Annotated in this window: 14 protein-coding genes; 1 reads left to right on the forward strand and 13 read right to left on the reverse strand. The window is 51.7% G+C overall.

Annotation, left to right across the window (positions count from 1 at the left end; genetic code table 11):
- Nucleotides 1-4: 4 nt before the first annotated feature.
- Nucleotides 5-1675: an ABC transporter substrate-binding protein gene (locus L6H65_RS23040; RefSeq protein WP_236345275.1), complete on the forward strand. Its 1671-nt coding sequence runs from the start codon at nucleotides 5-7 to the stop codon at nucleotides 1673-1675.
- 777 nt (nucleotides 1676-2452) lie between these two features.
- On the opposite strand, the gene L6H65_RS23045 is transcribed toward L6H65_RS23040, so the two are convergent.
- From L6H65_RS23045 to L6H65_RS23105, 13 genes are all read right to left on the reverse strand, one after another.
- Nucleotides 2453-2668, reverse strand: coding sequence for a hypothetical protein (locus L6H65_RS23045; RefSeq protein WP_236345276.1), 216 nt, complete (start codon nucleotides 2666-2668; stop codon nucleotides 2453-2455).
- A gap of 307 nt (nucleotides 2669-2975) precedes the next feature.
- The gene (gene spoIVA / locus L6H65_RS23050; RefSeq protein ID WP_236345278.1) at nucleotides 2976-4454 is read right to left on the reverse strand and encodes a stage IV sporulation protein A; all 1479 of its coding nucleotides are present in this window, start codon (nucleotides 4452-4454) and stop codon (nucleotides 2976-2978) included.
- A gap of 411 nt (nucleotides 4455-4865) precedes the next feature.
- Nucleotides 4866-5597 (reverse strand): YphF family lipoprotein, encoded by a 732-nt coding sequence (locus L6H65_RS23055; RefSeq protein WP_236345279.1) that lies wholly within the window; start codon nucleotides 5595-5597, stop codon nucleotides 4866-4868.
- A gap of 55 nt (nucleotides 5598-5652) precedes the next feature.
- The gene (locus L6H65_RS23060) at nucleotides 5653-5994 is read right to left on the reverse strand and encodes a 2Fe-2S iron-sulfur cluster-binding protein (protein WP_236345280.1); all 342 of its coding nucleotides are present in this window, start codon (nucleotides 5992-5994) and stop codon (nucleotides 5653-5655) included.
- Entirely contained in the window at nucleotides 5991-6590 is a 600-nt protein-coding gene (locus L6H65_RS23065; protein WP_236345281.1) for a nucleotidyltransferase family protein, read from the reverse strand. Before L6H65_RS23065 ends, L6H65_RS23060 begins: the two co-directional genes overlap by 4 nt.
- An 18-nt stretch (nucleotides 6591-6608) precedes the next feature.
- The gene (locus L6H65_RS23070) at nucleotides 6609-6905 is read right to left on the reverse strand and encodes a 2Fe-2S iron-sulfur cluster-binding protein (protein WP_236345282.1); all 297 of its coding nucleotides are present in this window, start codon (nucleotides 6903-6905) and stop codon (nucleotides 6609-6611) included.
- 47 nt (nucleotides 6906-6952) lie between these two features.
- Entirely contained in the window at nucleotides 6953-7132 is a 180-nt protein-coding gene (locus L6H65_RS23075) for a DUF2768 family protein (protein ID WP_236345283.1), read from the reverse strand.
- Nucleotides 7133-7302: 170 nt separating this feature from the next.
- Nucleotides 7303-7584 carry a stage VI sporulation protein F gene (locus L6H65_RS23080; protein WP_236345284.1) on the reverse strand — a complete coding sequence of 94 codons (282 nt, stop codon included), beginning with the start codon at nucleotides 7582-7584 and terminating at the stop codon, nucleotides 7303-7305.
- Nucleotides 7585-7723: 139 nt separating this feature from the next.
- Nucleotides 7724-8761: an NAD(P)H-dependent glycerol-3-phosphate dehydrogenase gene (locus tag L6H65_RS23085; protein ID WP_236345287.1), complete on the reverse strand. Its 1038-nt coding sequence runs from the start codon at nucleotides 8759-8761 to the stop codon at nucleotides 7724-7726.
- Nucleotides 8762-8773: 12 nt separating this feature from the next.
- Nucleotides 8774-9367, reverse strand: coding sequence for a glycerol-3-phosphate 1-O-acyltransferase PlsY (gene plsY, locus L6H65_RS23090; RefSeq protein ID WP_236345288.1), 594 nt, complete (start codon nucleotides 9365-9367; stop codon nucleotides 8774-8776).
- 325 nt (nucleotides 9368-9692) lie between these two features.
- Nucleotides 9693-11015, reverse strand: coding sequence for a ribosome biogenesis GTPase Der (der, locus tag L6H65_RS23095; protein ID WP_236345290.1), 1323 nt, complete (start codon nucleotides 11013-11015; stop codon nucleotides 9693-9695).
- Nucleotides 11016-11154: 139 nt separating this feature from the next.
- Nucleotides 11155-11334 (reverse strand): capping complex subunit for YIEGIA, encoded by a 180-nt coding sequence (locus tag L6H65_RS23100; protein ID WP_236345291.1) that lies wholly within the window; start codon nucleotides 11332-11334, stop codon nucleotides 11155-11157.
- On the reverse strand, nucleotides 11327-12250 hold the full coding sequence (locus L6H65_RS23105; RefSeq protein ID WP_236345355.1) for a YIEGIA family protein: 924 nt from the start codon (nucleotides 12248-12250) through the stop codon (nucleotides 11327-11329). The genes L6H65_RS23100 and L6H65_RS23105 overlap by 8 nt, the downstream gene beginning before the upstream one ends.
- Nucleotides 12251-12259 lie beyond the last annotated feature (9 nt).

The raw sequence follows: 12259 nt of genomic DNA on the forward strand, positions 1-12259 counted from the left end.
TACCGTGTCCCATCATAACCCGACTGCAGCCAAACTTCGCACCTTGCTCTTTCATCTGTCGGATATAAAACGGATTACGCAGCCAAGCGGCTGCAGATTAGAGCAGCGCAGGGCAGAATCACATCTTCTCATCGTGTTCACAAGCGGCGCCGGACTGGTGTCGATCAATGATCAAAGCTTTCAATTATCGGCCGACCAATGCTATTTGCTCTCTCCTGGCGATTATATAGAAATTATTCATGATTATGGCGGTGGCAGCACAATCGAATATTATCAGATTGCGTTTACCGTCATTCGAACATCCGATGCGGGACCTGGCACCTTTACCGGCAGCATATTGGATGACCGTCATGAGATAACCGCCTATCCCTTCTCCCGTCTGCTTCGACTCGTGGAGGATCTACACGCTAACAGGCAGGTAGACTGCGATATTAAGTGGTTCCATCAGCATATGCGCTTTCAAGAGCTGCTTGGATTTCTTATCGAACAAAATTATCAATCCGGACATGCGCTTCATGTGACCCAATCTGTCGAAAGCACCGTCCAATATATGCAGAGCAATTATATGGAAAATATTACGGTCAAGCAGCTGGCGCAATTAGCCAATGTCCCTTATTGGCAGTACAGCACGGTCTTTCGAGAATTGACCGGCAAGAAGCCGCTCAACTATTTGAACGAGCTGAGGATTAACCGCTCCAAGGAGCTTCTTGCCGGCTCCAGCTTTCAACTGCGCGAGATCGCCAGCCAGGTCGGCTTTGCGGATGAATACTACTTCAACAGACGCTTTCGCCAGACGACCGGCTTAACCCCCGGCCAATATGCCCGCATTAAGCAAAGCAGCATCCGCATTCATGACTGGACAGGCCATCAGGTCGATATTCCTGTGCAGCCCAAGCGGATCATATGCCATGGCGAAACCTTCGGCGACCTGATCGCTCTGGGTGTCGAGCCGATCGGCGAGGTTGGCTTCTTAAGCGGCGATCCCGCATATCGGTCTCGGGACAGGAAGCGTGGCGGTGACGACAAGCCGGTCAATATGGAGCTGACATCGGCGCTTAATCCCGATTTGATCATCTTTGCCAATGCGGATGAAGCGGCGTACAAGCGTATCGCCCATATCGCACCCACTGTCACGTTCAACTCCTTTGCTCCACTGGAGCAGCGCCTGCATACGCTTGGCGAATTGCTTGGCAGGAAGCTTGAAGCCAAGCGCTGGCTGGACAGATACAACGCCAAGGCAACCTACATGTGGCAGCAGCTTCGCCGCAGTTACATAGTGCCGGGAGAGACAGCCTCCGTATTTATTTACGAGCATGGCAGGCGTCTATTCGTAATGGGAACGACGGGGCTCTCCTCCGCTCTCTACCATCCCTTCGGCTTTCAGCCTGCCGATAAAATCCGTGATATTCTGAATGCAGGCCATGGATTTATCGAAATTCAGGAGTCAGCCCTGTCCTCGTACGCAGGGGATCGGATCTTCATGCTCGTACCGGAGCATCCGGAATCGAGGCAGGCGATGGAGCAAATGATGAGCAGCCCGCAATGGAGCAGCCTCCCCGCCGTTCGCAACGGACATGTCTATATCGTGCAAGCGTCAGAGTGGAACTACGCGGACGCGCTCATCAGAGAAAAGCTTCTGGAAATGCTCCCCAGGCTGCTGGGCAAGATTTCATAGTCATCAACCACAAATGACACTAAATGTAGACGGCAAGCACCGCTGCTGCAGCTTCCGCTGCAAGCAGGCTTTTCCTGGTTTTCCCGCTTTACAGCTGCATCGGATGCGGCTAGCTGGGATATCCAGCGAAACACCGCGCGCTGGGAGCTGCCCGCAGTGCGCTGGGAGCTGCCCGCGGTGCGAGGTTTGGAGCTTTAAGACGATTTTTCCTGCTTACAGCCACCTGTGATTTATTTTGTGCCGCTGTAAGCAGTTTTTTTCGCGTTAAAGTCGCAGCGGACGTGATTTGACGGGCTATCCCGGGACGTTAAGACGATTTTCCCTGCTTACAGCCACCCGTGATTTATTTTGTGCCGCTGTAAGCAGGTTTTTCCGCGTTAAAGTCGTAGCGGGCGTGATTTGACAGGCTATCCCGGGACGTTAAGACGATTTTTCCCGCTTACAGCCACATGTGATTTGTTTTGTGCCGCTGTAAGCAGGTTTTTCCGCGTTAAAGTCGCAGCTGACGTGATTTGACGGGCTATCCCGGGACGTTAAGACGATTTTTCCTGCTTACAGCCACCCCTGATTTTTGTTTGTTGCGCTGTAAGCAGGTTTTTCCGCTTTAATGCTGCATCAAGAGCGACCAGGTGGGCTAGTTTTGGGACGTTAAGTAGCAAATTCAGTAGCAAATTCCAGTGTACAGTATAGAGTGTCGGTCGGGCGCTCGGAGTACTGTCAGCTTTTTTTTGCTTACAGAAGGATGGGGTCTGAGGCACTAGGTGAAGTTAATCGGATTTATCGGCTAACTGTTGCTTGGGGGCGTCTGGATTGGCTAGCGTGGAGCTGTAAGCAGGTTTCGTCGGCTTCGTCGGCTTCGTCGGCTTCGTCGGCTTCGTCGGCTTCGTCGGTTTCGTCGGTTTCGTCGGTTTTGTCGGTTTTGTCGGTTTTGTCGGTTTTGTCGGTTTTATCGGTTTTATCGGCTTCGTCGATTTTGTCGATTTTGTCGAACAAACGTCCTATAAGTGGAATGTGTGGAATGTGTGGAATGTGCCACTTTTACTTTTATCCACTGCTCTGTCCTTATTGGCCAGTAACCAGTTATTCCGTGTTCAGGCAGGAAAGAAACCGGAGTATGGTGCGACGGACAATTCAGGTTGCGCGCTGCCGGGCTTTCATGCTCCAAAGAGCGGAAAGCAACAGCCTAAGCCTATCAAGCCGGGTATGCGCCCCTTTCCCCACCATAACTCTGCACGCTATGCAAGCTTTCTCAGCAGCCCTAAAAAGAGAGACGCGCCATCGGCGCGTCTCTCTTTTTCACCTATAATATGATCGCGATCAAGCCGCCGGAGCCTTCGTTGATGATGCGTCCGAGCGTCTCCTGAAGCTTGTAGCGCGCGTTGTCCGGCATCATTGCGATTTTGCCTTGAATGCCCTCGCGTACGATGGAATGCAGCGACCTTCCGAAAATATCCGACTCCCATATTTTGATCGGATCGTTCTCGAAATCCTGCATCAAGTAGCGGACCAGCTCCTCGCTCTGCTTCTCAGTCCCGATAATCGGCGCGAACTCTGACTCCACATCCACTCGGATCATATGGATCGATGGCGCAGTCGCTTTGAGACGCACGCCGAATCGTGAGCCTTGACGAATTAGCTCCGGCTCGTCAAGCGCCATCTCTGCGAGCGATGGGGCCGCAATGCCATAGCCCGTTGTCTTCACCATCTCCAGCGCCTCTGCGAATCTGTCGTACTCCCGCTTCGCATGCGAGAACTCCTGCATCAGCTGCAGCAGATGATCCTTGCCGCGAATTTCAACACCGACGACTTCCATCAGAATCTGATCGTACAGCTCATCAGGAGCGTACAGGTCAATCTCTGCAACCCCTTGCCCCATATTCATCCCGCTTAGTCCAGCACGGGCAATGAACTCATATTCCATGAACTGAGCGACAACACGGTCGACATCGCGAAGACGCCGAATATCTCTCACCGTATCACGCACGGAATTCTCATAATTGCTGCGCAGCCAGTGCTGATCGTTCAGCACCATCACCCAGCTTGGAAGATTGACGTTCACCTCATGTACGGGGAACTCATAGAGCACCTCGCGCAGGACGGACATGACGTCCTCCTCGCCCATCGTAGCCACGCTAAGCGTCATGACTGGAATGTCATATTTGGCCTGCAGCTCGCTGCGAAGCTGAAGCGCCTCTTCACTGCGCGGACGTGTTGAGTTGACGATGAGCACGAACGGCTTGCCTACTTCCTTCAGCTCATCGATGACGCGCTCTTCAGCCTCGACATAAGAGCTGCGCGGAATTTCGGCAATCGTGCCGTCCGTTGTAACGACAACGCCCAGCGTCGAATGCTCCTGAATGACTTTGCGCGTGCCGATCTCTGCTGCTTCCTGGAACGGGATCGGCTCCTCGAACCAAGGGGTCGTAATCATGCGAGGACCATTCTCATCCTCATAGCCTTTAGCTCCATCAACCGCATAGCCCACACAATCGACTAACCGGATATTAACATCCAATCCTTCTGCAACACGCAGCTGCACCGCTTGATTCGGCACGAACTTCGGCTCTGTTGTCATAATGGTTTTGCCTGCCGCGCTTTGCGGCAGCTCATCAATGGCTCTCACCCGATCGGCGTCATTTGTAATGCTCGGCAGAACAACCGTCTCCATGAACCGTTTGATGAAGGTTGATTTGCCTGTGCGGACCGCACCGACAACGCCGAGGTAAATATCCCCACCGGTACGTTCGGCTATGTCCTTGAAAATGTCCACTTTCTCCACTGAATATCCCCTCCCAATCGAAATTCGCCAGTACATGGACGTACCGTTACTGCCTTGTTTCCTCCTGCTGTTTAGTCGTCAGGGTTCGCCGCAGACCACTCCTTCAAGAGCAGAACAGCGTGCGCAACTCGTACATGAATTTGGACTAGTAATAGCTTATTGCGCTGCTGCCCCGAATATGACACTCTCCACAGGAAATCTTTCAATTGCTGCTCATCCATCCGATTTCGCCCTTCCAAGATTGAGATATATGAGAGAATTCCTTTTCCTATTCCTATAAAAATAAAACTGCCCCGCAAGTGGTTGTACCCACTTCGCGGAGCAGCTTCTGCTTGTACCTATTAACAAACCTGTGCTTCCATCTATTAGCATGCTTCTGCAAGCCTCCTTATTCAAGGGGAGCTTCGGCTCTTATTCCAGAAAAGCCTGCGGCTCCCCATTCACGAGCCGATAGATCACAGATTTCACCGGTACGAAGTCGGAACCATTAACGAGCAGCGAGCGCAAATCCTGCTCGGCCTCCAGCTTCGCATCGGCCCCAAGACCATTGACAGCACTCATAATATCAGCACCGTAATCCAGATAAACATTGCCCTTGGCATCCATCATCGTGGATAAGATTTGACCTGAGAACATGCTGATAATATCCGGGTCCTTCTTATTGAGCTTTCCATAATCAATTCGCCAGAAATCCGGATAAGCCGCTTCACCGGCCGGTTGTTCTCCGTTATGCGAATCAGCATACTGCTTCACCGCGCTCTGGACATCATTGATCTGTTGAAAATTCACGATACTCATCAGCTTAACGACGGGATCAGTATCCTCGTTAAGGATGAGAAAGTAATAGTTTCCGCCACTCTCGTAAGCAGCCGCAGGAATGTCAGATAAATAGTTCATCCGCTGCAGCTTAGGGAAATCAATGATATGCTTTTCGTAGATCGGCGTGTCCGCTTCACTGTTCTGAATCGGCAGCAGGCCGGTATCCTTCTGGTACTGGTCCACGACTGACTGTACATTTATCAATACGTCCTTAGGCGGCCTCTGATTCTGCGCCTTCTGCTCTTCCGGGTATAAGCAGCCCGCCAGCAGACTCATCATCAAGACGATCATTACCGCTGCTGCCGATCTTTTCAATCCTGCCATTGCCACAAATCCTCCTTCGGTATGATCCAGCAAGGCAAGCGGTTCATCTACTCTTCTACCACAGCTTATCTTCTTCCGCCTGCCTCATCAATTGCTGTCTGACAGCCGCCCGAAGCGGGTCCTCCGGTATTTCTACTACCGCCCTGCCTGTCACCTTCGTCTGGCATGCAAGCCTCATTCCCGACTCATCAAGCCCGGCGAGCTTTCGCCGCTCATTCTCATTGGGCGGAGACAGCCCCTCTCCGCTAGTCGTCACCTTGCACATGAGACAAGCAGCCTTGCCGTCGCATCTCGTACGAATCGGAACACCTGCCCTGCGGGCAGCATCCAGAACAGAAGTGCCTGCACGCACGACAGCCTTGCGGCCAGAGGGTAGAAACGTAATTTCGGCATTCATTCCAATTCCCTCGTTTCCCGTGCGTCTATTAGCTCATGAACCTGCTTTACCGAAGCCTTGGAGAGACGATTGCGCCCTTCAATAACCTGAAATCCCTCCAGATGCCTTTCTTTCTCTGCCCGCACAGTCTCCGCAATCAAGGCCACCCGGTCCTGACGGCGGCGCAAATAGTTAAACCACATTTCATGCGCCAACGGCACGATGCCGATCTTCCGCTCATTGCAGACCGCCTCAAGCTCCAGGGGCGCAAGCACCTCGCTTACCTCGACCTCATAACGATCATCGCCGCTGGAAATGATAAATCCACCGACCAGTTCAACTTGCACACCCTCGATATTATAGTGGCTCAATAACGATCGGTAGATGGGACTGAAGCTCTCCTGCTGCATATCACTAGCATACCGTCGCAGCGCCGAATCCAGCTTGACGGCATCCCCGTCATCCGCATAAATATCCAGATCACGCGGTGGCTGGTCCAGCTGCAAGCCGCGAAGCTGCAAGCCTGCACTGCCGCCCACTAACCAACGGACACCCGTTGCAGATGCAGCGTCCGCAACTGTTGCAAGCGCATCTATGAAGGCATCCCTTCGGTCCATCGGACCACTTCCTTTTAATTAAAAATAAGGCTGATTGATTGCCTTGATCGTTCCTGCATCCGCCTTTACAATAGCCTGGCAGCCCAGTCTGTAGCCCTGATCGAACTCCTCAGGCTCCATGCGATCCCATTCAGCATCCGTAATCTCTTCCAGAAATTCAGCGCCCTCTTCGATTAAACAGCGGCATCTTGCACAGGTTCCTCGTGTACAGGAGAAAGCCCAGTCCAGATTATGCTTCATCGCTAAGTCCAGAAGAGATTGGCCGTCCTCTGCTTCCACCTGGATCGTCTTCGTCTTGCTTGTCAGCTCTAACATATTCAGCTGCCCCCGCCTTTCCTTGGTTCTCGCATCCCAGCTCTGAATTACGCGATGGACATAAATCCTAGAATGCCGCCGACAATCAGAAACATAAATGCAAGCAGCGAAAGAACAAATTTCACAACGCCCTTCGTCTTGTAGCGTGCAAATGAGATAAGAAATGCAGCCAGTGCCATTAGTCCGATTCCGATAAGAGATATCCACATTTTCGTCATTGCATCCATTATGTCTTCATCCACCCCATACGACAAATATTCGATCTATTATACCATTATTGCAGCTGCATCGGCTAGTTTCGCAACATAGGCGAGGTTCTATGTAAAAAAAGGACATCAGGCGCAGGAAATCTCAGCTCAATAATGGCTGGGAGATCCTTCACTCGATATCCTCATACTTACTTCTTGAGCATCAGCTTCATCAGCATTTCCATGTTATTCGTATTCATGCCGCTTTTCTTAACCGCGCCAACGATATCATTCACCGTCTGCTCCGATACCGGAACCTTCGCCATAGCCGACACCTGCTTGATCAGCTTGCGCAGCTCATCCTCGTCCTGCATGGTCGTCTCGGTTACGCCGCTGGCGAGCTTCTTGACAGCGTTCTCCGTTATCTTCTTGCCGGTCTTCTTGCTCACGGCACCGAGTACATCCTTGGAAATATTGCCTTTGCCGTTCATATTTCCCCTCCTAGAAGCGTTAATGCGCAGAGATCAGTCAGCTCTCCTTATAGGGAGGGAGTCTGCCAGCAATGTTCTGCGCTAATGCCGCTCCATAGCACAAGCCATGGTGCTTACAGCATCATATGAGGGGAAATCATTAATGGTGTAGGCCCCAGTCGGCTGCGACTTCTTCCATTTCGTGCGTACGTCCCCGTCCCATTAGGTTCTCTACCGCGCTGCGGGGCGATTGAGACTGGAACAGAACATTATACAGCTGCTCCGTAATCGGCATGACAACGCCAAATTGCGCGGAAAGCTCATGCGCTGCCTGTGTCGTTCGCACGCCTTCTACGACCATGCCCATCCTCTCCAGCACGACCTCAAGCGCCAAGCCTTCCGCAAGCATAGAACCAGCACGCCAGTTGCGGCTATGCTTGCTTGTGCACGTCACAACAAGATCGCCAACACCCGCAAGCCCAGCGAAGGTAAGCGGGTTGGCGCCCATTGCCATTCCTAGACGACTGATCTCTGCCAAGCCCCGTGTCAGCAGCGCTGCCTTCGCATTGTCGCCGAAACCAAGACCGTCGCTTAAGCCTGCGCCAAGTGCAATAATATTTTTGATTGCGCCAGCAACCTCAACGCCGACGACATCCGGATTCGTATAGACGCGAAAATGAGGCGTAATAAAAGCATCCTGCGCCTGCTCAGCCGCTTCCTGCGATGCTGAAGCGACGACAATCGTCGTCGGCTGCCGGCGCACAACCTCCTCGGCATGACTGGGCCCTGAGAGCACGACAAGACGACCCGGATCTCCGCCCAGCTCCTCCGAGAGCACGGTTGTCATCCGCTTCAGACTGCCGGATTCAAAACCCTTCGTCGCATGAACGCATAACGCAGATTCCCCGATATAGGGAGCTGCTTGCCTGGCAACATCGCGCATGGCGGATGAAGGAGCTGCGAACAGCACAAGCTCTGCTCCTGTTACAGCCTCTTCCATATTCGTTGAAGCAGCGATCGTATCGGGCAAGACGGCGTCAGCGAGAAATTTATGATTGCGATGCTCTCGATTGATTTCATCTGCCTGATGTCCGCTCCGCGTCCACAATGTAACGTCATATTCATTGTCAGCCAGTACAGCAGCCAGCGCTGTTCCCCAGCTGCCGGCAACGAGAACGGCTGCTTTCTTGTTCTTCATCTATGCTCCCCCTTACCTTCTTCTCGCACCAAGCTTATTCTCGTTCCCTTGTAACAGCTTAACAATGTTACTGCGGTGACGCACGAAAGCAAAGATACAAAGAAGCAGGCTGGCCCAGAAGAACGCATACGGCTTCTGCCAGACTAGAATCAACACAGGAGTCGCCAGAGCAAACAGCAGGGAGCCGAGCGATACATAACGGGTAGCTGCAATAGCCGCAACCGCAATAAGACCCGCAATAAGCGTCGGCAATAATGCCAAACTGCACATCACTCCCACCGTAGTCGCAATTCCTTTGCCGCCCTTGAACCCGAACCAGATCGGCCAGTTATGACCGACAATTGCCGCAAGACCGCAGAGAACAGCTGTCCACTGTCCATCTGACAGCAGATAGCCGAGAACGACAGCTGCAATCCCTTTTACGATATCGAGCAAGAATACCGCAGCCCCTGGTCCCTTGCCAAGCACCCTCAGCGTATTTGTCGCACCTGCATTGCCGCTGCCATAGCTGCGAATATCAATCCCCTTGAACCATTTGGCAATTAGAATGCTGAATGAAATCGAGCCTAATAAATAACTAATCGCAACTCCGATGACTGTAAGCAACTTTCTTCTCTCCTTTAACATCCCTCGAATTCCAGTACCGTCTGGGCAACTTCCCAGGGCAGCCTAAGACAATTCCAAGGACTCCCGCCCTCCGGACACATTCTTATATCTATTGTGGACCTCCGGTGCGCAAATCGTAAAGCTCAACCTTTTGTATACCTCTGACCATCCGTTTGTATGTTTTTTGTATAGGATTTGTATACTTTTAGCATATAGGATGATCTACTGCTCTATAACATTTTTGCAAGGCGATGCGCACTAAGAACTGTTTCCTTCTTGGACGATTTACATTTACGCCGCTGGATATTAAATTAGAACGGTAAACCTAATCCTCATCGGATTTCTTCCGTGTGAAGATGCGGATCGGCGTCCCTGCAAAATCAAAGGCTGCCCGAATTTTGTTCTCCAAATAGCGCTCATAAGAGAAATGCATCATGTCCGGATCGTTCGCAAACAGAACAATCGTCGGCGGCTTGACCGCCACCTGCGTCACATAGTTGATGCGCAGCCTTCTGCCCTTATCGGTCGGAGGCGGATTGATGGCAATCGCATCGGAAATAATATCATTCAGAATATGCGTCTGAATACGCAGCGCATGCTGCTCGGAAACCCGGCAAACGACAGGCAGCAGCTTGTGCAGACGCGATTTCGTCTTGGCTGACAGGAATACGACTGGCGCATAGGTCATGAACAGGAAGTGATCGCGAATATTTTGCTCAAAATGCTGCATCGTCTTGTCATCCTTCTCAATGGTATCCCATTTGTTGACAACGAAGATCGACGCCTTGCCCGCTTCATGCGCATATCCGGCAATATGCTTGTCCTGCTCAATAATGCCCTCTTCGCCGTTAATCAGCACCAATACAACATCCGCCCGCTCGATCGCTTTCAAAGCCCGCATGACGCTGTACTTCTCAGTCGATTCATATACCTTGCCGCGCTTGCGCATGCCAGCTGTATCGATCAGCACAAACTTCTGGCCGTCTCGCTCAAAGGGCGTATCAATCGCATCTCTGGTCGTTCCCGCCACATCACTTACAATAACCCGCTCCTCACCGAGAAGCGCATTTACAAGCGAGGACTTTCCTACATTCGGTCTTCCGATCAGCGCCACACGAATAACGTCTTCGTCATAATGCTCCTCAACGAGCTCAGGCAGTCTTTCAACCGCAGCATCCAGCAGATCGCCAATACCGATTCCGTGAGAACCCGATATCGGAACAGGATCGCCGAAGCCAAGGCTGTAAAACTCATAAACATCGTCCTGTCGGCTAAAGTTATCCACTTTATTGACAGCTACTACAATCGGCTTGCGCGAGCGCAGCAGCATCTGTGCTACCTCGTCATCCGCATGGGTCAATCCGGTTTTGGCATCCACCATGAAAATGATAACATCCGCTTCCTCAATCGCCAGCTCGGCTTGCATCCGAACCGACTTCATGATCTCGTCTTCGCCATCAATTTCAATCCCTCCAGTATCGACGATACTGAAGGCGCGTCCATTCCACTCCCCGGTACCGTAGATCCGGTCCCGCGTAATACCCGGCTTGTCTTCCACAATCGCTAACCGATCGCCTATGATGCGATTAAAGATCGTAGACTTCCCCACATTCGGTCGCCCTACAATGGCGATGATGGGTCTAGACATAGTTTCACTCCTCGAACATATACGGCACAGCCGTTTTATTGATCACCATGAGCGTACAAAAGCATGGATAATGCATCTCTGAAAATACTCACGCCTTACATCATAGCAAAAAACAACGGGAATGGCTAACTTTTCATTGTTAATGGCGATCAACCAAAATGAAAGTTCCATTCTTCAAATCATGCGCGCTCGCATCCAAAATCTTTTCGAGTAAAAACGCTGTCGATTCCCGTCTTTCCTTATCCGGTTCAACAAAAATCGGGGCTCCTCCTCCGACAGAATCCCCCTTGATTGTCACAATTGCTACGATTTTAGCCATTTGACCGTCCCTCTTCCTTATTTACGCTTGCTTCTGTCGGCATTCGAACCGCAGACTCCAATATAGGCACACGCTGTACAACCACCCTGGCTTTCTCCGCATCCAATTCCTGAGGAAGGACGAATATACCGAGCCGCCCGTCCTTCATATCAAGCTTGGCCATCGGCACAAGGGCAGGCTCTCCGTCATCGCGATACACACCCAGTATCGTCGCCAAATCGAACAGGATCGCCTGCCGCTGTCCAAGATTGCTCAGTGTCGCCTTCCCGTTAGCGTTGAAAGGGGTCAGTATGACGCCAATGCCACGCTCGGCAACCAGCTCCTGATTCGATGACAGACCTACGTTCATCATATAAATATCGCCAACGAACAAATCCGGCCCATCGATGCGGACTTGCGCAACGGCAGCCTCCGCTATATGCGACAGCATTTTGCCGGACTTCAATTTAAATACAAGAATGAGTGTCAGACAGCCTGCAATAATGCCTCCGATCAACCCTAAGCCAGCGGAGGTCAGACTGGTCACGAGAGCAGTCAAAATAACGAGATAATTACGGCCCTCGAACACCATCGCAATGCCTTCTATATAGGTTGTCCCGCGCGGAACTAGCTCCATACTATCGATTTTGGACAGTGTTTCCCGCTCCATCTTGCGCACATCACGGAATTGCTGTGCCGCCAGTGTCAGAAAGGTGATGGCCGTATAATCCTTCTTGAACAGCGCAGGTACAGCGACCGCTCCCAAAGCTGCAGCGATTACACCTAGCGATATATGTATAATCCTGCCATGCGGGTAAGTCGGATACTGCCGATAATCGGTACGAAGCATCAGTAATCTGGCGATAATACCGAACGCCAATCCAAGCAGTATGCCAACCAGCGCATTTTGCGGCTGTCCCCATCTGATCAGGTCCATCATGATGCT

This window comes from Paenibacillus plantiphilus (assembly GCF_927798095.1).
Taxonomy (GTDB): Bacteria; Bacillota; Bacilli; order Paenibacillales; family Paenibacillaceae; genus Paenibacillus_Z; species Paenibacillus_Z plantiphilus.

Coding starts and splice junctions, on each gene's coding strand:
- L6H65_RS23100 (WP_236345291.1), bottom strand. CDS start 11,334: ATGGCTAAAATCGTAGCAATTGTGACAATCAAGGGGGATTCTGTCGGA.
- L6H65_RS23060 (WP_236345280.1), bottom strand. CDS start 5,994: ATGAATGCCGAAATTACGTTTCTACCCTCTGGCCGCAAGGCTGTCGTG.
- L6H65_RS23055 (WP_236345279.1), bottom strand. CDS start 5,597: ATGGCAGGATTGAAAAGATCGGCAGCAGCGGTAATGATCGTCTTGATG.
- L6H65_RS23080 (WP_236345284.1), bottom strand. CDS start 7,584: ATGAACGGCAAAGGCAATATTTCCAAGGATGTACTCGGTGCCGTGAGC.
- L6H65_RS23075 (WP_236345283.1), bottom strand. CDS start 7,132: ATGGATGCAATGACGAAAATGTGGATATCTCTTATCGGAATCGGACTA.
- L6H65_RS23065 (WP_236345281.1), bottom strand. CDS start 6,590: ATGGACCGAAGGGATGCCTTCATAGATGCGCTTGCAACAGTTGCGGAC.
- L6H65_RS23085 (WP_236345287.1), bottom strand. CDS start 8,761: ATGAAGAACAAGAAAGCAGCCGTTCTCGTTGCCGGCAGCTGGGGAACA.
- L6H65_RS23070 (WP_236345282.1), bottom strand. CDS start 6,905: ATGTTAGAGCTGACAAGCAAGACGAAGACGATCCAGGTGGAAGCAGAG.
- L6H65_RS23105 (WP_236345355.1), bottom strand. CDS start 12,250: ATGGACCTGATCAGATGGGGACAGCCGCAAAATGCGCTGGTTGGCATA.
- der (WP_236345290.1), bottom strand. CDS start 11,015: ATGTCTAGACCCATCATCGCCATTGTAGGGCGACCGAATGTGGGGAAG.